The 19,185-nt window shown below is 68.8% G+C and carries 19 protein-coding genes; 11 read left to right on the forward strand and 8 right to left on the reverse strand.

What is annotated here, in order from left to right:
- The first annotated feature begins 13 nt into the window (after positions 1 to 13).
- Positions 14 to 1,387 carry an RNA polymerase sigma factor gene (locus NA12_RS29395; RefSeq protein ID WP_067458762.1) on the forward strand — a complete coding sequence of 458 codons (1,374 nt, stop codon included), beginning with the start codon at positions 14 to 16 and terminating at the stop codon, positions 1,385 to 1,387.
- A 243-nt stretch (positions 1,388 to 1,630) separates the two neighbouring features.
- Complete coding sequence (locus NA12_RS29400) at positions 1,631 to 2,521, forward strand: MHYT domain-containing protein (protein WP_084473200.1); 891 nt, start codon at positions 1,631 to 1,633, stop codon at positions 2,519 to 2,521.
- On the opposite strand, the gene NA12_RS29405 is transcribed toward NA12_RS29400, so the two are convergent.
- Genes NA12_RS29405 through NA12_RS29415 form a run of 3 tightly spaced genes read right to left on the reverse strand, consistent with a single transcriptional unit; the run spans position 2,522 to position 4,597 of the window.
- Positions 2,522 to 3,700 (reverse strand): cation:proton antiporter, encoded by a 1,179-nt coding sequence (locus NA12_RS29405; RefSeq protein WP_067458765.1) that lies wholly within the window; start codon positions 3,698 to 3,700, stop codon positions 2,522 to 2,524.
- A gap of 5 nt (positions 3,701 to 3,705) precedes the next feature.
- Positions 3,706 to 4,188 (reverse strand): cation:proton antiporter regulatory subunit, encoded by a 483-nt coding sequence (locus NA12_RS29410; RefSeq protein WP_067458768.1) that lies wholly within the window; start codon positions 4,186 to 4,188, stop codon positions 3,706 to 3,708.
- A gap of 37 nt (positions 4,189 to 4,225) precedes the next feature.
- Complete coding sequence (locus NA12_RS29415) at positions 4,226 to 4,597, reverse strand: DUF952 domain-containing protein (RefSeq protein ID WP_067458771.1); 372 nt, start codon at positions 4,595 to 4,597, stop codon at positions 4,226 to 4,228.
- 404 nt (positions 4,598 to 5,001) lie between these two features.
- On the opposite strand from NA12_RS29415, the gene NA12_RS29420 reads away from it, so the two are divergent.
- Positions 5,002 to 5,196 carry a DUF7455 domain-containing protein gene (locus tag NA12_RS29420; RefSeq protein WP_067458774.1) on the forward strand — a complete coding sequence of 65 codons (195 nt, stop codon included), beginning with the start codon at positions 5,002 to 5,004 and terminating at the stop codon, positions 5,194 to 5,196.
- 145 nt (positions 5,197 to 5,341) lie between these two features.
- Here NA12_RS29420 and NA12_RS29425 read toward each other — a convergent pair whose 3' ends face one another.
- Positions 5,342 to 6,100, reverse strand: coding sequence for a TetR/AcrR family transcriptional regulator (locus NA12_RS29425; RefSeq protein ID WP_067458777.1), 759 nt, complete (start codon positions 6,098 to 6,100; stop codon positions 5,342 to 5,344).
- Between the two features lie 138 nt (positions 6,101 to 6,238).
- Between NA12_RS29425 and NA12_RS29430 the strand changes: the two genes are divergently transcribed.
- Positions 6,239 to 7,969 (forward strand): DEAD/DEAH box helicase, encoded by a 1,731-nt coding sequence (locus tag NA12_RS29430; protein ID WP_067458780.1) that lies wholly within the window; start codon positions 6,239 to 6,241, stop codon positions 7,967 to 7,969.
- Positions 7,969 to 8,517, forward strand: coding sequence for a hypothetical protein (locus NA12_RS29435; RefSeq protein ID WP_067458783.1), 549 nt, complete (start codon positions 7,969 to 7,971; stop codon positions 8,515 to 8,517). The genes NA12_RS29430 and NA12_RS29435 overlap by 1 nt, the downstream gene beginning before the upstream one ends.
- Before the next feature lie 33 nt (positions 8,518 to 8,550).
- Here NA12_RS29435 and NA12_RS29440 read toward each other — a convergent pair whose 3' ends face one another.
- Entirely contained in the window at positions 8,551 to 9,288 is a 738-nt protein-coding gene (locus NA12_RS29440; protein WP_067458785.1) for an SDR family NAD(P)-dependent oxidoreductase, read from the reverse strand.
- A 161-nt stretch (positions 9,289 to 9,449) separates the two neighbouring features.
- Here NA12_RS29440 and NA12_RS29445 point away from each other — a divergent pair, with 161 nt between their 5' ends.
- A complete protein-coding gene (locus NA12_RS29445; RefSeq protein WP_067458788.1) occupies positions 9,450 to 10,052 on the forward strand; it encodes a TetR/AcrR family transcriptional regulator in 603 nt (200 codons plus the stop codon).
- 21 nt (positions 10,053 to 10,073) lie between these two features.
- On the opposite strand, the gene NA12_RS29450 is transcribed toward NA12_RS29445, so the two are convergent.
- Positions 10,074 to 11,762: a DEAD/DEAH box helicase gene (locus NA12_RS29450; protein ID WP_067458908.1), complete on the reverse strand. Its 1,689-nt coding sequence runs from the start codon at positions 11,760 to 11,762 to the stop codon at positions 10,074 to 10,076.
- A gap of 401 nt (positions 11,763 to 12,163) precedes the next feature.
- Between NA12_RS29450 and NA12_RS29455 the strand changes: the two genes are divergently transcribed.
- Positions 12,164 to 13,144: a YihY/virulence factor BrkB family protein gene (locus tag NA12_RS29455; protein WP_243655169.1), complete on the forward strand. Its 981-nt coding sequence runs from the start codon at positions 12,164 to 12,166 to the stop codon at positions 13,142 to 13,144.
- On the opposite strand, the gene NA12_RS29460 is transcribed toward NA12_RS29455, so the two are convergent.
- Positions 13,114 to 13,353: a DUF3039 domain-containing protein gene (locus tag NA12_RS29460; RefSeq protein WP_056815556.1), complete on the reverse strand. Its 240-nt coding sequence runs from the start codon at positions 13,351 to 13,353 to the stop codon at positions 13,114 to 13,116. The two genes, NA12_RS29455 and NA12_RS29460, sit on opposite strands and share 31 nt — an antisense overlap.
- Positions 13,354 to 13,436: 83 nt before the next feature.
- On the opposite strand from NA12_RS29460, the gene NA12_RS29465 reads away from it, so the two are divergent.
- Positions 13,437 to 13,853, forward strand: a complete 417-nt coding sequence (locus tag NA12_RS29465; RefSeq protein ID WP_084473201.1) for a DUF3099 domain-containing protein — start codon at positions 13,437 to 13,439, stop codon at positions 13,851 to 13,853.
- A 15-nt stretch (positions 13,854 to 13,868) separates the two neighbouring features.
- Here NA12_RS29465 and NA12_RS29470 read toward each other — a convergent pair whose 3' ends face one another.
- Positions 13,869 to 15,200 (reverse strand): MFS transporter, encoded by a 1,332-nt coding sequence (locus tag NA12_RS29470; RefSeq protein ID WP_371856028.1) that lies wholly within the window; start codon positions 15,198 to 15,200, stop codon positions 13,869 to 13,871.
- Positions 15,201 to 15,482: 282 nt separating this feature from the next.
- Here NA12_RS29470 and NA12_RS29475 point away from each other — a divergent pair, with 282 nt between their 5' ends.
- The 3 genes from NA12_RS29475 (at position 15,483) to NA12_RS29485 (ending at position 19,060) form a co-directional block, all read left to right on the forward strand.
- A complete protein-coding gene (locus NA12_RS29475) occupies positions 15,483 to 16,220 on the forward strand; it encodes a VOC family protein (protein WP_067458794.1) in 738 nt (245 codons plus the stop codon).
- Positions 16,221 to 16,423: 203 nt separating this feature from the next.
- Positions 16,424 to 17,923, forward strand: a complete 1,500-nt coding sequence (locus NA12_RS29480) for a DUF7782 domain-containing protein (RefSeq protein WP_067458797.1) — start codon at positions 16,424 to 16,426, stop codon at positions 17,921 to 17,923.
- A gap of 168 nt (positions 17,924 to 18,091) precedes the next feature.
- Complete coding sequence (locus NA12_RS29485; RefSeq protein ID WP_067458800.1) at positions 18,092 to 19,060, forward strand: sigma-70 family RNA polymerase sigma factor; 969 nt, start codon at positions 18,092 to 18,094, stop codon at positions 19,058 to 19,060.
- The last annotated feature ends 125 nt before the right edge of the window (positions 19,061 to 19,185 follow it).

A 19,185-nucleotide genomic window follows, 5' to 3' on the forward strand; every position in this document is an offset into this window, starting at 1 on the left:
CGAAAGGGCGTACGTGGTAGCCACGAATACCCGTCAGACCGCCGACTCGGCCTCCGACGCCGATGCCGACGACGCCGTAATCCCGGCCAAGAAGGCGCCGGCTAAAAAGGCCGCCGCCAAAAAGGCGCCGGCGAAGAAGGCTGTAGCCAAGAAAGCGCCTGCGAAGAAGGCCGCCGCCAAGAAAGCTCCGGTCAAGAAGGCCGCCGCGAAGAAGGCGACCTCGGGCGAGGGCGGCGAGGACCAACTCGACGACGAGTCGGTCGAGGTCGACGATCTCGGTGATCTCGAAGTCGGCGAGGACGAACTCGTCGGCGAGGAAGTCGTCGTCGAGGACGTCGCCGAGGACACCGCCGAGGTCGCCGACACCGCGGAGCCGTCCGAGAAGGACAAGGCTTCCGGCGATTTCGTCTGGGACGAGGAGGAGTCCGAAGCGCTGCGTCAAGCGCGCAAGGACGCCGAGCTCACCGCGTCCGCCGACTCGGTGCGTGCCTACCTCAAGCAGATCGGCAAGGTCGCGCTGCTCAACGCGGAGGAGGAGGTCGAACTCGCCAAGCGGATCGAGGCCGGCCTGTTCGCCGCCGAGAAGATGCGCGAGTTCGCCGAGGCGGGCGAGAAGCTCTCGGTCACCACGCGCCGCGACTTCAACTGGATCGTGCGCGACGGCAACCGGGCCAAGAACCATCTGCTCGAGGCCAACCTGCGACTGGTCGTCTCGCTGGCCAAGCGCTACACCGGTCGCGGCATGGCGTTCCTCGATCTCATCCAGGAAGGCAACCTGGGTCTGATCCGCGCGGTCGAGAAGTTCGACTACACCAAGGGTTACAAGTTCTCGACCTACGCGACGTGGTGGATCCGCCAGGCCATCACCCGCGCGATGGCCGACCAGGCCCGCACCATCCGTATCCCGGTGCACATGGTCGAGGTCATCAACAAGCTCGGCCGTATCCAGCGTGAGCTGCTCCAGGACCTGGGCCGCGAGCCCACGCCGGAGGAGCTCGCCAAGGAAATGGACATCACGCCGGAGAAGGTCCTCGAGATCCAGCAGTACGCGCGTGAGCCGATCTCGCTCGACCAGACCATCGGCGACGAGGGCGACAGCCAGCTCGGTGACTTCATCGAGGACTCCGAGGCGGTCGTCGCGGTCGACGCGGTGAGCTTCACCCTGCTGCAGGATCAGCTGCAGTCGGTGCTGGAGACGCTGTCCGAGCGCGAGGCGGGCGTGGTGCGGTTGCGCTTCGGCCTCACCGACGGTCAGCCGCGCACCCTCGACGAGATCGGCCAGGTCTACGGAGTCACGCGTGAGCGTATCCGGCAGATCGAATCGAAGACGATGAGCAAACTGCGCCATCCGAGCCGTTCGCAGGTTCTGCGCGACTACCTCGACTAGCGATTCCCGGAAAAGGTCGGCACCACCGAATCGGTGGTGCCGACCTTTTTTTCGTTTCGCTTACTACATTCCTGGCGGTCTGTTTTATCCAGTTGACGATGGTCTAATCTTTTCGTGATCAACCACACACTGCTTGATTGCACTGTGGAGGACACGAATTGGCGAACTTCACCGTATCGTCACACCCAGTTTTTCGTTCTACCGCCTCAGGTCCGCGGTATCGGCATTGAGAGTTTTTCGCGCGTGCTCGATATTTATCACTTCAGCTACGGCTGGATCACCCCTGTCCTCGCCTACTTCATGTCCGTCACCGGCTGCCTGCTCGGGCTGCAGTGCGCGGCTCGCGGTCGCAATGCCACCGAAGGACGGGTCGGCTGGCTCATCGGCGCCGCTATCGCGATCGGCGGTACCGGGATCTGGGTCATGCATTTCATCGCCATGCTCGGCTTCACCATCCGCGGCACCGAGATCCGCTACGACATCCCGCTGACCCTGTTCAGCGCGGTCACCGCGATGGTGGTGGTCGGAGTCGGGCTGTTCATGGTCAACAAGCCGCAGCCCACCCTGCGCTCGCTGCTCTCCGGTGGCACGATCACCGGCCTCGGCGTCGGGACCATGCACTACACCGGCATGTACGCGATGAAGTCCAGCGCGATCGTCCGATACGACGCGGCGATGGTGGCCCTGTCGATGGTGATCGCGGTGGTGGCCTCGATCGTGGCGCTGTGGTTCACGTTGCGCGTCAAGGGTTTCCTCGCCACCGTGGGTGCGGCACTGATCATGGGCGTTGCCGTCTGCGGCATGCACTACACCGGCATGGCGTCGATGCACGCGCACACCGGGCATCAGACCGCCCCGGGATCCGGGACCCAGGCGATGGAACTACTGGCGCCGCTGATCGGGGTGAGCAGCATCGTCACCATGCTCGTGTTGATCAGTGTGTGCCTCACCGAGATCGAGAACGAGGAAGCGCTGCCGCGCATGTGGCTCACCTCGCGGCATCGTCCGCAGCCGCTGCCGGCCGAGCCCGCGCAGCCCGTCGCGCGCTACGCGCCGAACATCGAGCACGAGTACCGCACCGAGGAACTGAGCTACGACGGCGTCGGTGCCTGGCCACGCCGGGTCGTCGACTGATCAGGTCGTCGTGACTCCCGCACGGCGCCGAACGAATTCCACGACCGGCTCGACGACCCGGGCCGCGATCGGTCCGAGGATCGCCATCAGCAGCACATAGGCCGAGGCCAGCGCGGCCAGTCGCGCGTCGGCCTTGCCGTAGGCGACCGCCAATCCGGCGATGACGATGGAGAACTCGCCGCGCGCCACCAGTGCCGCGCCTGCCCGGGCCCGGCCCATCCGCCGGATTCCCTGCCTGCGCGCCGCCCACCACCCGACCGCGATCTTGGTACCGGTGGTCACCACCGCCAACCCGACCGCCCAGCCGAGCACCGGCGGGATCGCGGTCGGGTCGATCGACAGACCGAACGCGACGAAGAAGATCGCCGCGAACAGATCACGCAGTGGCTCCAGCAGTTTCGCGGCTTCGCGCGCGGTGGACCCCGAGATGGCGATGCCGAGCAGGAACGCGCCGACCGCCGCCGAGACATTGAGCGCCGAGGCCGCTCCGGCCACCAGCAGCGCGGCGCCGAGCAACTGGAGCAGGAACACCTCGCGATCGGCGCTGTCGAGCACCGCCGAGACCACCCGCCCGAAGCGCAGCGCGACCACGAGTACCACCGTGACGGTCGCCAGCGCGACCGCGAGCGAGATCAATCCGCTCAGCAGGCTCAACCCGGCCAGCATCATGGTCAGGATCGGCAGGTACACCGCCATCGCCAGGTCCTCCAGCACCAGGATCGACAGCACCACCGGGGTCTCGCGGTTACCGAGGCGGCCCAGATCGTCGAGCACCTTGGCCACGATCCCCGACGACGAGATGTAGGTGACCCCGCCGAGCACGACCGCGCCGAGCACACCCCAGCCCATGATCAGCGCCACCGCGACACCGGGCAGCGCGTTGGCCACCAGATCCAGCATTCCGGCCGTCCAGGAGCGCCGCAGGCCGGTCATCAGCTCGGGGGCGGTGTACTCGAGCCCGAGCAGCAACAGCAGCAGCACGACGCCGATCTCGCTCGCCATGTGCCCGAACTCGGTGGCGGCACCGAGGTCGATGAATCCGCCGCGGCCGAACGCCAGCCCACCGAGCAGGTACAGCGGAATCGGCGACATCCCGAACCTACCCGCCACCCGTCCGCAGATCCCCAGCGCGAACAAGATCACGCCGAGCTCGAGCAGCGCCAAGGCCTGCGAGGTCACGGCGGTCAGCCGTGCAGGAGAATCTTCGCGGCCGCGTCCAGGCCGTCCGGGGTGCCGACGACCACGAGCAGATCGCCCTCGGTGAAGGTGAAGTCCGGGCCGGGTGAGGGGTGGAGCTGACCGGCGCGCATCACCGCGACGATCGAGGTCTTGGTGCGGGTGCGCATGCCGGTCTCACCGAGCGTTCTTCCCGCATAGGGTGATTCGTCGACGATGCCGAGTTGGCGGGTGGTGATGCCCGGCAGATCGCGATGGTCGTCGTTGAGTTTGGCGACCAGTTGCGGCGCGCCGAGCAGGTTCGCCAGCACCGACGCCTCGTCGGAGGACAGCGGCACCTGCGCGGCGATGGCGTCCGGGTCGTCGGGTTTGGACACGATCAGGTCGATGTCACCGTCGCGGTGGGCGACCACCCCGACGCGGCGCCCCGACCTGACTTCGAAATCCTTGCGCACTCCGATGCCCGGTAGCGCTGTGACGTCGACGTTCACCCTGTCAACAGTAGCCGGGTCGGACCTCGATTGTGGTCTACGCCACTCCCTCGCGGCGCGGTGTACCGAACACGCCGTCGGAGTCGGGCAGATACGGCTGCGCGGCGAGCACGGCGGCCACCGGCAGCGGCGCGTAGAGGTGCGGGAACCGCATCGACGACGGGTCGCTCGGTACGCCGGATTCCCACTTCACCTCGCCGGTGAACGCCGTCGGGTCCAGCCACAGCACGACCATGTCCTCGCGCCCGGCGAAGAGCCGGTTGGCGGGCAGGTGGACCTGCTCCCGGGTGGACAGGTGCACGAAGCCTTCTTCGGCCAGCGAAGGCGGTCTCCGTTCACCCGCGCGGCGTGCTTGGTCCCATTCTTGGGAAGAACACAGGTGAACAAGCGTGTGAGTGTCGGAGGTCACGGGTAATCTTCCGGGTAGACAACATGTTCGGACGATCTAGACCCTGTCACAACTCGATCCTGTTCGGCCCGGTTCGGTGCTCGGCTCCGTAGGTTACGAGCAACACCGCAGCGAGCGACATGTCGGTGCGAGACGTCGGTCCAGGGGGAGGTGGCATCAGCGCTCCGCGGGTGATCGATGGTGTTCGAAACCGCCTACCAGCGCATGTTCGCTTTCAGCGAAACCGCAGGTCTGTTATCGAAAACACAAAGATTCACCTCCGGGAACAAAGCCTGAACCCCGAACGTCTGACAGAGTAGTCGTACCCCTGCTGGGAAGTAGCGGACGCGAGCCCCGTGGAGTGACCACGAGGCCCACACCTAGGCGAACGGCCACGCAGCGCCGGGAGCCGGGACGGAGGAGTCATGCCAGGAACCCTGACCAGCACCCCACTGACCGCGATCGATCGTTGCGATCGTTGCGGGGCGGCTGCCCGAGTGCGTGCCGTGCTTCCCGCGGGTGGCGAGTTGCTCTTCTGCCAGCACCACGCGAATGAACACATGGACCGCTTGCGCGAACTCGAAGCCGTGATCAACACGGACGACGCTCCCGCGATCTGACCACTCCTCGCGTCCGAAACAACCACATCTGACAACAGAAAACCCCGACAGCGGGCGACCCGGACAGGGCGCCCGCTGTTGCTGTATCCGGGTATCGCCGCTGTTCGGCGCAGCTCGGAGCGGACAACGCTTCCGTGTCCGGCACCTAGCGGACGTCGGCGAGAATGCCGTCGACGAGCAGAGCGACGCCGTAGTCGAACGCACCCTCCGGGTCGGCGGGGGCCTGGTAGTGCTCACCGACGGCCGTGCCGACCCGCCCTGCGAGCGGGAATCGGTCGGCGGGCATCACCCTGGCCAGCAGAGGACCGACGACCTCCCACCACCGCGCGTCGCTCAGCTGCGCGGCGGCGGCCGCGGCGGCAACGGCGAGGCGGGCATTGCCGGTGGCGAAGTCGGTGAGGACGGCGATCGCGCGGTCCATGGCCAGATCGCTCAGGCCGACACCCTCGATCGCGGCCAGCTGATGTTCGTAGCGACGCGTCCGGGCGGGGCCGAGCGTCTGACGCCACGGGGACACCTCGAGCAGCCAGGGATGCTCGATCAGTTCGGACCTGATCCGGGTGGCGACGGCGATCATGCGTTCGCGCACCGGTAGGTCGGCCGGGATCGGGGGGTCCGTGGCGGCAACGGCGTCGACCATGAGCACGATCAGGGCGTCCTTGCTGGGGACATAGGTGTAGAGGCTCATCGCGCGCAGCCCGAGTCGCGTGGCGACCGCGCGGATCGTCAGCTTGGCGAGGCCGTCGCAGTCGGCCAGGGCAACAGCCGCCGCCACCACGTCGTCGACGGTGAGCGCGGGCTTCGGGCCGCGCGCGCCGGGCTTCGACGGCAGGGATTCTCGCCACAGCAATTCGAGGATCCGCGCGGCCTGAGCTGTGGACTCCCTGTCCTGGTCAGCGGGCACTCGCCATCCTCTCCTTCGATCGTTTCGAGCGTTCGGGAACAAACTCAGTACAGTGTACGTTGTTCGAGTGTTCGTGCTGCCCGATCAGAGGAGAACGTTCTGCCCGCCACTCAGGCCACCTACCTCCCCGACCGCCACCTGTTCGCCCTGTGGACGTGGACCGGGCACGACACCGGGCCCGCGCCGACCGGGATCGGCGATCCGGAACGGCTCACCCTCGCACTGCCCGTCGGTGAACGCGGCGCGATCGAACCCGTCGAGGTGGCGACCGCGGTGGTCACCCCCGCCGAACTGGCCGAGGTCGCCCTCGACGACCTCGCCCCGTCCGCGCTGGCCTGGCGCGCGTCGATGGCCGACGGGCTGTCCTTCGCGTTGCCCACCGCCGCGCACGCCGTCCCCGACGCGGTCGGCACCGCGATCGTGTCCGCCGAGCGCGCGGCGCGGGTGTTGCGCGAGACGCGCACGCTCGACACCGAGCTCGCGCGGGTTCTCGATGCCACGCTGCGGCCGTATCAGGTGCGCGGGGTGGGGTGGTTGCGTGAGACCGTGTCGGCCTACGGCGGGGCCGTACTGGCCGACGAGATGGGACTCGGCAAGACGGTGCAGACCATCGGATTCCTCCAGGGGCGGGCCGCGGGGCCGCAACTGGTGGTGTGCCCGACCTCCCTGGTGGGCAACTGGGTGCACGAGATAGCACGGTTCGCGCCGGGGTTGACGCCGGTGTCGTGGCGTGGCGGCGCGGTGCCCACCGCGGCGGGGACGGTCGTGGTGACCGGGTATCCGACCCTGCGGCTCCACGGGGCGGCGTTGACCGGTGAGCAGTGGGCGACGGTGGTGTTCGACGAAGCGCAGGCGTTGAAGAACCCACGCACCCAGGTGTCGCGGGCGGCGCGCGCGGTGCCCGCCGACGCGAAGGTCGCGCTGACCGGAACGCCGGTGGAAAACCACCTCGACGAACTGTTCGCGCTGCTCAACCTCACCGTGCCGCGACTGTTCGCGCATCGCACGCAGTTCCGGCGCAGGTTCGTGCGCCCGATCGAGGAGGGTTCGACCGCCGCCGCGGCCCGGCTGCGAGACGCCGTCGAACCGGTTGTGCTGGGACGCAAGAAAATTCAGGTGGCGGCGTCACTGCCCGCGAAGATCCACAGTGACCTGCTGTGCGATCTCACCGCCGAGCAGGAACGGGTGTACGACGCGGTGCTCGCCGCCGCCCTCGACGAGGGCTTCGGCTCGGGCCTGCAACGACAGGGGCGGGTACTGGCCGCGCTCACCCACCTCAAGCAGGTGTGCAACCACCCCGGACTGGTCTCCGGCGATCTCGGCGAACTGGCCGGGCGCTCCGGCAAACTCGACCTGTGCGCCGACATCGTGGCGACCAACCTGGAAACCGGTGACCCCACCCTGATCTTCACCCAGTACCGCAAGACCGGCGACCTGCTGGTGCGGCATCTGGCCGAGCAGTTCGACATCGAGGCTCCGTTCTTCCACGGCGGGCTCGACGCCACCCAGCGCGGCGATCTCGTCACCCGTTTCCAGGCGCCGGACGGACCGCCGGTGCTGATCCTGAGCCTGCGCGCGGCGGGCACCGGCCTCACCCTCACCCGCGCGGCCGATGTGATCCATTTCGATCGCTGGTGGAATCCGGCGGTGGAGGCACAGGCCTCGGACCGGGCGCACCGGATCGGGCAGACCCGCACCGTCACCGTCACCACCCTCACCAGCGCCACGACGGTGGAGGAACACATCGCGGCGATGCACACCCGCAAGTCCGCGCTGACGGATCTGTCCGATGCGGCGGGCATCGCCGAACTCGCCCGCCTCGACGACGACGCGCTCGTCGACATCCTGCGCCGGAAGCGAGAGAACTGATGGCCGACAACGAATTCGGATACACCCCGTGGGGCATGGACTGGGTGCGCTTGGCCGAACCGCTGCGCCAGACCCGCCCGGAACCACTACTGCCCCGTGCCCGCAGCATCGCGCGCAACGACGGTGTGCGTGTCGAGATCGAGGGGCGAACGGTGCGCGCGCACCTGCATCGCGGCGGTCAGGCGTCGGTAGCGCACGTCGAAGTGGCCCCGCTGACGCGGGCGGCGGTGCTCGCGATCGGTCGGACGATCACCGACCCGACCGTCCTCACCGACGAGACGCACCGGGCATTGCTCGACGCGGGTCACTCCCCCGCGCCGACCCTGGCGAGCACCGATTGTTCCTGCTCCGCGCGGACCGCTCGCTGCGTCCACGTGTTCGCGACGCTGTACACGATCGCCCGCAGGGTCGACGAGAATCCGCGCGTCGCACTGGAACTCCAAGGGTACTTCGACGCCGACGCCGAATCCGACACTCCCGCACCGGAGCCACGTTGGACACCCCTGCACACCCTGGACCCGGGCCGCTTCTTCGACGCCGCTCGGTAAACCCGACTCGACCCGCCGGGTGATCGGCGCGGCTCAGGCGTTGGTGCCGCCGTCGACTGTGAGGATCGCGCCGGTGATCGATCGGCCCGACGGGCCCGCGAGGAAGGCCACCAGTTCGGCGACATCGGCCGCGGCGCCGAATCGACCGAGGGCGTTGAACTCTCGTTGCGTGGCGGCGTGCGCGCTGTCGGCCGGGTTCATGTCGGTGTCGGTGGGGCCGGGCTGGACGAGGTTGACGGTGATGCCGCGCGGCCCGAGTTCGCGCGCGAGGGCTTTGGTGAAGCCGTTGAGGGCCGACTTGCTGAGGTTGTACAGCGACAGCCCGCCGAACAGCGCGCGGTCGGACAGGTTGGAGCCGATGGAGATGATCCGGCCGCCGTCGCCGAGGTACCCGAGCGCGGCCTGGCCCGCGACGAAGGCGGCCCTGGCGTGGATGTTGAGCGCGCGGTCGATCTCGTCGAGGGTGAACTCCTCGTAGGGCTTGGCCGGGAAGATGCCCGCGTTGTTCACCAGCACGTCGAGGCCGCCCAGTTCGCGCGCGGTCCGTTCGACCGCGGCGACGATCTGCGCGGCGTCGGCGCTGTCCGCCTTGATCGGCAGCGCGCGCCTGCCGGTGGCCTCGATCTCGGCGGCGACCGCTTTCGCGGCGACCTCGTCGCGCTGGTAGGTGAACGCCACATCGGCGCCGGTGGCGGCCAGCGCGCGGGCGATGGCCGCGCCGATTCCCCTGCTCGCGCCGGTCACCAGGGCCACGGTGTTGCTGTTCGTCATCAGGCTCGCTCCAATTTTGTAGTGATCGATACACAAATAGGGAAGCGCATCGACGAACCCGTCGTCAAGAGTTTTATACCGATCGACACAGAAATAGCGAGCGGGCTCTTCCACCACCGCGAAGCGCGGTATATTTACCGATCGGCACAGAAAGGTTTCACATGGCAGAGCGTGGGCGACCCCGGGGCTTCGACCGTGACGTAGCGCTGCGCCGGGCGATGGAGGCGTTCTGGGAACTCGGCTACGACGGCGCCTCGATGAGCGACCTCACCGCCGCCATGGGCATCAACTCCCCCAGCCTCTACGCCGCCTTCGGCGACAAGGAATCCCTGTTCCGCGCCGCCGTCGAGCTCTACGGCCGCACCGAGGGCTCACACACGGCCGGGGCGTTGCGCGAGCAACCCACCGCCTACGCCGCGATCGAGGCGATGCTGCGCGACAACATCACCCACTACACCGATCCCGGCCTCCCGAACGGCTGCATGGTGGTCCTGGCCGGCGCGACCTACACCACCCGCAACGCCGCGGTGCGTGAATTCCTGGTGCAAGCCCGTCGCCACACCACCGCCGACATCCGTGCTCGCCTCGATCGGGGCGTCGTCGATGGCGATCTGGCGCCCGGCACCGACACGGCCTCGCTGGCCATGCTGTACAGCACTGTGCTCTACGGACTGTCGATCCAGGCCAGAGACGGCGTCGGCCCCGACGAACTCAGCGCCGCCGTCGACAGCGCGCTGCGCACACTCGACGCCGTGACACGCTAGGCGAGCCGAGAGGTTCGACCCTCAGAGTCGACGCAGCGCGGCGATGCGCTCGCCCAATTGATCGACGCTCGCCAATGCCGTGGGCGGACCACCACATTCGCGCCGGAGTTCGCCGTGGATCACGCCGTGGGGTTTGCCGGTGCGGTGGTGGTGCATCGCGACGAGACTGTTGAGTTCGCGGCGCAACTCGCCCAGCTTGTCCGAGGTGGCGACGCGTTCGGCGACCGCCGCCGGTGGCGCGGCGGACTCCTGGGCCGTGCGGTCGGCGAGCTGACGGGTCTGGCGGTCACGCAGCAGCGCACGCATCTGATCGGCGTCGAGCAGACCGGGGATGCCGAGATAGTCGGCTTCCTCGTCGCTGCCCGCGATGGTGGCGGTGCCGAAGGAGGATCCGTCGTAGATCACCTGGTCGAGTTCGGCGTCCGCGGCGAGCGCGACGAAGGACTTCTCGTCCTCGCCGGGCTCGTCCTTCGCCTTGTTCGCGTCCATCAGGAGCTCGTCGTCGAGGCCGTCCTTCTCGCGATGCGGCTTGCCGATGACGTGATCGCGCTGCAGCTCGAGCTGGGCGGCCAGATCCAGCAGCACCGGCACCGACGGCAGGAACACACTCGCGGTCTCCCCCGGCTTGCGGGCACGCACGAAACGACCGATGGCCTGCGCGAAGTACAGCGGCGTCGAGGCACTGGTGGCGTAGACGCCCACGGCCAGGCGCGGCACGTCGACCCCCTCGGACACCATGCGCACCGCGACCATCCACGGCTGGGTGCTCTTGCCGAATTCGCTGATGCGCTGCGAGGACTGCGGGTCGTCCGAGAGCACCACCGAGGGCCGCTCACCACAGATGTGCTCGAGCAGTTCGGCGTAGTCGCGAGCCCGTTCCTGATCGGTGGCGATCACCAGACCGCCCGCGTCGGGCATGCCGGACGCGCGGAGCTGGCGCAGGCGCACGTCGGCCGCGCGCAACACCGCCGAGATCCAATCGCCCGCCGGGTCGAGGGCCGTGCGCCAGGCTCGCGCGGTGTGTTCGGCGCTGAGCGGTTCGCCGAGCCGGGCGGTGTGCTCCTCACCCGCGCTGTCGCGCCAGTGCGCGTCACCGGAGTAGGCCAGGAACACCACCGGACGCACGACACCGTCGGCGAGCGCGTCGGCGTAGCCGTAGGAGTGGTCGGCGCGCGAACGAGGGAAACCGCCTTCGTCGGGCTCGTAGGTGACGAAGGGGATCTTCGAATCGTCGCTGCGGAACGGGGTTCCGGTGAGCGCGAGCCGGCGGGTGGCGTCACCGAACGCCTCCTCGGTCGCCTCACCCCAGGTCTTGGCGTCGCCCGCGTGGTGGATCTCGTCGAGAATCACCAGCGTGCGGCGGTTCTCGGTGCGCACCCGATGCCGGGTCGGGTGGGCGGCGACCTGGGCATAGGTCACCACGACGCCGTGATAGTCGCCGGAGGTCGCGCCGGTGGTGTTGGAGAACCGCGAGTCCAGCTGGATGCCGGTGCGCGCGGCGGCGGAGGACCACTGGTGCTTGAGGTGCTCGGTCGGGGCGACGACGGTGATCTGATCCACCGTGCGATCGGCCAGCAACTCCGCGGCAACCCGCAGCGCGAAGGTGGTCTTACCGGCGCCGGGTGTCGCGACCGCGAGGAAGTCACGCGGCTTGGTGGCCAGGTACTTCGTCAACGCGCGCCGCTGCCACGCGCGCAGCGAACCCGACAGGACACCCCCCGCGGCGGTCTCGCCCGGTGTCCCCGCTTGCTTCGCCGTAGCGGCGCCACCCGACCCAGTCACGCAGTCGACCCTAGCCGCCCGATGCGGCGTGTCGCCAAACCGACGCGGGGTGGGCGACCGGCATCACAACAGCAGCCGTGGTCACCGGCCTTTTACCTGTTACCCACCGACACGATGCCCGGCCCGCACCCCACAGACCACCGACGTACGGGATGCTTGACACCGAGATGAACAATGACCAGGCCCCGGCGGCGGACGCGGCGAGCCCGCCGCGGGCACACCCGCCCCGTGACACGCCCGCGCGCCCGTCGGCCGACGCGCAGGCCGCTCCGCAACGTCGCAGCGATCGCGCACCGTGGCGGCGATGGCTGGCCACGGCGTGGCGGCTGATGGTCCGGGTCGCGGTGAAGTGCTGGGACAATTCGATCTTCGCCAAGTCCGCGGCGGCGGCGTTCTGGCAGACCCTGTCGCTGGCGCCACTGCTGCTCGGCCTGCTCGGCAGCCTCGGCTACGTGGGCGGATTGTTCGGGCCCGACACCGTGCAGATCGTGGAGAGCAAGATCATCGCGTTCAGCCGCGACTTCTTCAGCCCGTCGGTGGTCTCGGATCTGATCGAGCCGACCGTCAACGATGTGCTCGGCCGCGGGCGCGGCGCGGTGGTATCGGTGGGTTTCGTGCTGTCACTGTGGGCCGGGTCCTCGGCGATGGCCACCTTCGTCGACGCCATCGTGGAGGCGCACGGGCAGCAGGACGCCCGCCATCCGGTCTGGCAACGAATCTTCGCGCTGCTGCTCTACGTGCAGTTCCTGGTGGCCGCGGTGCTCATCCTGCCGGTGATCGCGCTGGGCCCGACCCGGGTCGGGCGGGTGCTGCCCGAGACGTGGCGCGAGCCCGGATTGCGACTGATCGATACGTTCTACTACCCGATCGTCGGGCTGCTGCTGATCGTCGGCCTGACCACGCTCTACAAGCTGGCCCTGCACAAATCACTGCCGTGGCATCGGCTCTTCGGCGGCGCGCTGGTGGCCGGGATCTTCTTCATGGCGGCCAGCGATCTGCTGCGCCGTTACCTGTCGTGGATCACCCAGACCGGGGCGAGCTACGGCGCGCTGGCCACCCCGATCGCGTTCCTGTTGTTCACGTATTTCCTCGGCTTCGCGGTGATCCTCGGCGCGGAGTTCAACGCGGCCGTGCAGGAATTCTGGCCTGCCCGGGCCACCCGGATGGAACAGGTCAAGGAATGGATCAGCAACCAGGTACGCGGCGACGATGAGGACGAGGACGACGAAACCGCCGGGGCCCCATCGCGGGCACCGGCGTCACCGACCGAGCACTCGGCTCAGTCGCCGTCCTTGCGCAAGCCCTCGTAGACCTTCTTGCAGTCGGGGCACACGGGCGAGCCGGGCTTGGCCGAACGCGTCACCGGGAAGACCTCGCCACACAGGGCGACGACCATCGTGCCCATCACGGCACTCTCGGCGATCCGGTCCTTCTTCACGTAATGGAAGAATTTGGGGGTGTCGTCGCTGGTGGTCTCGTCGGTCGTGGTTTCCGGGCGTACCAGAGTGTCTGTACTCACGCCTTCCATGATGCCGCATCCGGGCACCGGGCCGCTGACCAGCCGCGTGTGCGCTCGATGACGTCGAGTGGAAGACTCAGGGTATGCAGTCCTACGGCGATGTACCGGGCGCCGACGAATCCGAGCCGGACCCGGAGGTGACCGTGCCCACCGAGCCCAGGTCCTCGCGTGGGTTCTTCCGGCCCGCGCCCGCCGAGCACGCCGTGCTGATCACCGAGGCCGCGCCCTCGCTCGACGACCAGCATCGCGCCAGGGTGCGCCGCTACACGTTCATCATGGCCTTCCGGATCCCCTGCCTGATCCTGGCGGCGATCGCCTACAGCGCGTTCGAGAGTCCGCTGCTGTCGATCCTGATCATCGCCGCCTCGGTGCCGCTGCCGTGGATCGCGGTGCTCATCGCCAACGACCGCCCGCCGCGCACCAAGGACGAACCCAGCCGCTGGGACGGCCGCACCAACCAGATCGCGCTGGAATCCCGACAGCACAAGACGCTGGAATAGCGGTCGCCCGTTCGGCTATCCGGCCGGTTTCGGTCTGCGGACCAGCATCGACATGACCGCGGCCATGCCGCAGAGCGCTCCCGCCACATACCAGGCGAGGTCGTAGGAGCCCTGTACGTCGCGGATGACGCCCGCTCCGGTGGCCGCGACGGCGGCGCCGACCTGGTGGGCGGCGAAGACCCAGCCGAACGCGATCGGGCCGTCGGCGCCGAAGAGTTCGCGGCACAGCAGCACGGTCGGTGGGACGGTCGCGATCCAGTCCAGACCGTAGAACACGATGAACACCCACATGCTCGGCTCGGTGTGTGGGCCGAGCAGCGAGGGCAGGATCAGCAGCGAGAGCCCGCGCAGCGAGTAGTAGCCGAGCAGCAGATAGCGCGGATCCACGCGATCGGAGAGCCAGCCCGAGGCGATGGTGCCCGCCACATCGAAGATCCCGACCAGTGCCAGCAGTCCGGCGGCGGTGGTCGGTGGCATGCCGTGATCGTGTGCCGCGGTGACGAAATGGGTACCGACCAGACCGTTCGTCGATGCCCCACAGATCGCGAAACCACCGGCCAGCAGCCAGAATCCCGGTTTGCGTGCGGCCGAGGCCAGTACCGTCAACGCCCGACCCGCACCGCCGGTGATCGGAGCTCGCAGGCCCACGTCCGAACCGGCGGGCGCCCCGTACGCGCGCGCCCCGACATCGCTGGGGTAGTCGCGCACGAACAGCCAGACCAGCGGCGCCACCGACAGCGCCACCGCCGCCACGATCGCCGACGGCAGCCGCCAGCCGTGTTCGATGGCCAGCATCGATACCAACGGCAGGAACACCAGCTGGCCGGTGGCGCCCGCCGCGGTGAGCACTCCGGTGACCAGGCCACGGCTGCGGACGAACCAGCGACCGGTGATGGTCGCGACGAACGGCATGGACATCGACCCGACGCCGACGCCCACCAGCAGTCCCCACGTCGCCACCAGCTGCCACGCCTGGGTCATGAACACCGTCAGCCCGCTGCCCGCGGCGATCAGCACCAGCGCCGAACACACCACCCTGCGGATGCCGAATCGATCCATCAGCGCGGCGGCGAACGGCGAGATCAGACCGTAGAGCAGCATATTCAGCGAGACGGCGGTGGAGATCGTCGCATGTGACCAACCGAATTCGGTGTGCAGCGGTTCGATGAGGACGCTGGGGACCGAGCGGAAGGCGGCCGCGCCGAGCAGCGCGACGAAGCCGACGCCCGCCACGATCCACGCGGGATGGAGTCCACTGCGTTCGTCGACGACCGGGGCCGGTGCGGAAACGAGGTTGTCGGCCGGATCGTCGCCGGTGGGCGGCGCGGGCGCACGGAGATCGGTCACTGGGCCAGCGTGCCGGATCGACGCCGGGCGGGCGAGTGGCCGGTGTGACATGTTTCGTCAATATTCTGCCACCGACAGGTGGTCTGAGGGGGTAGCCGGCGGCCGGGCGAGCCTCACGGGCGGTGCCGCGGCACCGGCGCCCCGCACGCCGAGCCGACAAAGACTGTCGACAGCACGAGGTCGGCGGCCTACCGTTCGAACAGGACCACCCGAACTGCCCGACAGGACAACCGAATCCGGCCGACGGCTCCCGGGTGCCCCTCATCTCGGAAGGGAGACAGCATGATTCGCTGGACCTGGGCATTTCTCGACCGGCCCGTCGACACGTTCGCCGACTGCGCGCGGTTCTGGGCGCAGGTCACCGACTCCACCGTGTCGCCACCGCGCGGCGACCACGATGAGTTCATCACGCTGCTGCCGGCGACCGGGCCCGCGTGGATCAAGATGCAAGCGGTCGACGGCGACGGCGGTATCCACCTCGATCTCGACGTCGACGATCTGCCCGGGGCGATCGCGACCGCGACCGGGCTCGGTGCCCGCGTAGTCGCCGAAACGGGCGCCTACACGGTGCTGGAATCGCCTGCCGGACAGACGTTCTGCCTCATCCCGTCCACCGCACCGGCCGGTCTCGGCCCGGCTCCGATCACGGTGTCGACCGCACCCGATGGCACGGTGACCCGCCTCGACCAGGTCTGCCTCGACCTGTCCCCCGCTGACATCGACGCTGACACCGCCTTCTGGCAGGCACTCACCGATTGGACCCACAACCCCGGCCGACGCCCGGAATTCTCCCGCCTGCGCGGCCCCGACCAGCCGCTGCACTTTCTGCTCCAGCGCCTCGACGAACCGGGCCCCGCCGGCGCGCACGTCGACCTGGCCTCCTCGAACGTCGCCGCCACCGCCGCCTGGCACGAATCCCTCGGCGCCACCCGCATCGCCGACGCCGAACACTGGACAGTGCTGCGCGACCCCGGCAATGCCATGTACTGCGTGACCTCGAGGGATCCTTACACCGGCTGAACCAGCCCCAACACAGCTCGGCCGCGAACGCAGTCGATGCGCCCCTCCAACCCAACGGCTTTCCGTCCAGCCGCGAGACGCCGCGGGCGCCGGAACATTTCGCGCGATCACATGATCCGCGCGCCCGGCGACACGCAGCGGCAGCTGGCCGTTCGCGGTGCTGGTGGTCCTGGCACAGTAGTCGGGTGCCTACGAACCCGACGATGACCGACTCCCTGCTCACCGCGCTGTGCCCGGACCTGCGCACCGCGCTGATCCGGGTCGGGTACGACGCCGACACCCTCGTCGAGGCGTTGGGGTCCGATGTGCATGCGGCACTGAGCCGTTCGGAGCCGGTCCCGGTGCGGCGGGCCGCTCGGGCGGCAGGCGAGCTCGGCACGCTGGTGCGGTTGCTGCTGCTCGGCGACGTCCTGCCCGAGCGCGACGTCGCGACCGCGCTGGCGCCGGTGCGCATCGACGCGGCGGTGGCGGCGGGTCTGCTCACCCGCGACGGTGATCAGGTGCGCGCCGCGCTGGATCTGCGACCGCTCGACGCGGGTGCGGGTACCCGGTGGATCCTGTCCGATCTCGACGATTCGATGCGGCGGCGCACGCTCACCGAGGATCACGTCCTCGGTGTCGGGCACGCGTCGCTGTCGTTGTTGCGCGCCACACCCACCGAGCCGGTCGGGACCGTGCTGGATCTGGGCACCGGCTGCGGTGTGCAAGCCGTGCACGCGGCGGGTTACGCGGGCCGGGTCACCGCCACCGACGTCAACGCACGGGCGCTGTGGCTGGCGCAGGCCACCGCCGCGCTCAACGAACTCGAGATCGAACTGCTCGAGGGGTCCTGGTTCGAGCCCGTCGCCGGGCGCCGCTTCGACCAGGTCGTGGCCAACCCACCGTTCGTGGTCGGTCCGGCACGCATCGAGCACACCTACCGCGACTCCGGACTCGCCCTGGACGGCGCCAGCGAACTGGTCATCGGGCAGGCGCCCGCGCTGCTGGCACCCGGCGGCACGGCGGCCATGCTCGCCGCCTGGGTGCACGTGGACGGCGAGGACTGGCGCCGACGCGTATCGAGCTGGCTGCCCGCCCACGGCGTCGACGCCTGGGTCGTGCAGCGCGACGTGGCCGATCCGGCCCTCTACGTCGGCACCTGGCTGCGCGACGCGGGCCTGGATCCGCGCGACCCGGCCGCCCAGGAACAGGCGACGCGCTGGCTCGACGCCTTCGAGGCCGCCGATGTCGAAGGCGTCGGGTTCGGGTTCGTCTACCTGCGCGCGATCGATGGGCCGACCGAACTCCTCGCCGAGGACCTCACCCACGGTTTCGACGACCCGCTCGGTACCGAGGTCGCCGGGTACTTCGCGCGGTCGGCGTGGCTGCGCGCGGTGGCCGCCGACGAGAACCTCGCGTGGGCATCCCGCTTCGCGCCGAGCCCGGCGACCGCGTTGGAGCGGGTGTATCTGCCCGGTGAGTTCGGCTGGACCGAGCAGGCGATCCGGCTGCATCGCGGCGACGGACCGCGCTGGCAGCACGAGGTGGACGAGTCCACGGTCGCCCTGGTCGCGGGAATGCGGCCCGAGGGGCTGCCGTTGTACGAACTGCTCGAACTACTCGCCCTCGCCGAGGGAGCAGAGCAGGTCACACCGGAATTCGCCGCGCGTGCGCTCGGCGTGGTCGCCGGGCTCGTCCGCCACGGATTGGTGCGGCCCGTCTGAACCGCTCCCGGTGGCAGCGAGTGGCGATCACGGCGCTCTTCTCAGGAACTTCTCAGCCGTTGGGGTGGGAACCAGCAGCTCAGAGCGGTTTATCGACCGCGGGATCGGGAACTTTCTCTAAGTCGGATCCGTTGATCGGGATGAGACACCACCGACAGGAGGCAAGTCATGACAAGCCCCGCCACCACTCGTTTGCGCCCCAGCGAGGCCGATATCGACGCCCAGAGCCCCGCAGCCGATCTGGTACGCGTGTACCTCAACGGAATCGGACGTACGGCACTGCTCACGGCGGCCGACGAGGTCGAATTGGCCAAGCGCATCGAGGCGGGCCTGTATGCCCAGAACCTGCTATCGACCGGTAAGCGGTTGACGGCGGCTCGTAAGCGCGATCTGGCGATCCTGGTTCGCGAGGGCTCTGCCGCCCGGTCACATCTGCTCGAGGCCAACCTGCGTCTGGTCGTATCCCTGGCCAAGCGCTACACGGGCCGAGGTATGCCGCTGCTCGACCTGATCCAGGAGGGCAACCTCGGACTGATCCGCGCGATGGAGAAGTTCGACTACGCCAAGGGCTTCAAGTTCTCCACCTACGCCACCTGGTGGATCCGTCAGGCCATCACCCGTGGCATGGCCGATCAGAGCCGCACCATCCGGCTGCCCGTGCACCTGGTCGAACAGGTGAACAAGCTCGCCAGGATCAAGCGTGAACTGCATCAGCAGCTGGGCCGCGAGGCCACCGACGCCGAGCTCGCCGACGAGTCGGGCATCCCGGTGGAGAAGATCGCCGATCTGCTCGACCACAGCCGCGACCCGGTGAGCCTGGACATGCCCGTCGGCAACGACGAAGAGGCTCCCCTCGGCGACTTCATCGAGGACTCCGAGGCCACGTCCGCCGAAAGCGCCGTGATCGCCGGTCTGCTGCACCGCGACGTGCGCAGCGTCCTGGCCACCCTCGACGAGCGCGAACAGCAGGTCATCCGCCTGCGTTTCGGTCTCGACGACGGCCAGCCTCGCACCCTGGACCAGATCGGCAAGCTCTTCGGCCTGTCCCGTGAGCGGGTCCGCCAGATCGAGCGCGAGGTCATGTCCAAGCTGCGCAAGGGCGACCGCGCCGACCGGTTGCGCGCCTACGCCAGCTGATCCGAAAACTCGACGGCCCCGCGGGGTCGTCTGCGAAAACGCCGACCGGCGACCGCGAACTCTCCCCTCCGGGTCGCGAGCCGGTCGGCGTTGTTCGTTCCCCCTGCTCCACCTCGGCCCAGGTC

The sequence above is a fragment of the Nocardia alba NBRC 108234 genome, from assembly GCF_001612665.1.
Lineage (GTDB): Bacteria > Actinomycetota > Actinomycetes > Mycobacteriales > Mycobacteriaceae > Nocardia > Nocardia alba.

Excerpts from the sequence above, each read along its gene's own strand:
- NA12_RS29455 (WP_243655169.1), top strand. The coding sequence starts at position 12,164 with ATGGTCCGGGTCGCGGTGAAGTGCTGGGACAATTCGATCTTCGCCAAG.
- NA12_RS29420 (WP_067458774.1), top strand. The coding sequence starts at position 5,002 with ATGCCAGGAACCCTGACCAGCACCCCACTGACCGCGATCGATCGTTGC.
- NA12_RS29435 (WP_067458783.1), top strand. The coding sequence starts at position 7,969 with ATGGCCGACAACGAATTCGGATACACCCCGTGGGGCATGGACTGGGTG.
- NA12_RS29465 (WP_084473201.1), top strand. The coding sequence starts at position 13,437 with ATGCAGTCCTACGGCGATGTACCGGGCGCCGACGAATCCGAGCCGGAC.
- NA12_RS29440 (WP_067458785.1), bottom strand. The coding sequence starts at position 9,288 with ATGACGAACAGCAACACCGTGGCCCTGGTGACCGGCGCGAGCAGGGGA.
- NA12_RS29445 (WP_067458788.1), top strand. The coding sequence starts at position 9,450 with ATGGCAGAGCGTGGGCGACCCCGGGGCTTCGACCGTGACGTAGCGCTG.
- NA12_RS29480 (WP_067458797.1), top strand. The coding sequence starts at position 16,424 with ATGACCGACTCCCTGCTCACCGCGCTGTGCCCGGACCTGCGCACCGCG.
- NA12_RS29485 (WP_067458800.1), top strand. The coding sequence starts at position 18,092 with ATGACAAGCCCCGCCACCACTCGTTTGCGCCCCAGCGAGGCCGATATC.
- NA12_RS29475 (WP_067458794.1), top strand. The coding sequence starts at position 15,483 with ATGATTCGCTGGACCTGGGCATTTCTCGACCGGCCCGTCGACACGTTC.